Origin of the sequence: Pseudomonas sp. EA_65y_Pfl1_P113, assembly GCF_963970525.1 — a bacterium.
Taxonomy (GTDB): domain Bacteria; phylum Pseudomonadota; class Gammaproteobacteria; order Pseudomonadales; family Pseudomonadaceae; genus Aquipseudomonas; species Aquipseudomonas tritici.
Genome location: NZ_CAXAQM010000724.1, coordinates 1 through 282, shown reverse-complemented (window position 1 = coordinate 282; position 282 = coordinate 1). Strand labels below are relative to the sequence as shown.

1 pseudogene is annotated in these 282 nt (G+C 54.3%); it reads left to right on the top strand.

The window, feature by feature from the left end:
• Nucleotides 1-40 precede the first annotated feature (40 nt).
• A pseudogene (locus AACY52_RS31910) lies at nt 41-282 on the top strand (hypothetical protein); the annotation flags it as partial.

Here is a 282-nt window from a genome sequence, read left to right as displayed (position 1 = left end):
GAATTAATCCTGCGTTGCTGCCTGCCTTAAGGGTGGCCGGATGAGCGTGGAATGGGTGGCCGGATCATCTTGGAATCAGTGGCCGGATGTTTATGGAATAGGTGGCCGGATGGCCGTGGAATCCGCAAGTCCACATGGAGAGAAGCGGAAGGCTAAGATTGTTCGACTGATTCAGCCCAGTGAAATGGAAAAAATGACTCAACTGGCTAAAAAAGGTGCCGTTGTTTATCGCCCGATAATACTCGGCGTGTGTTCCAGCCGCGAGCCGTGCCCCTACGGCGG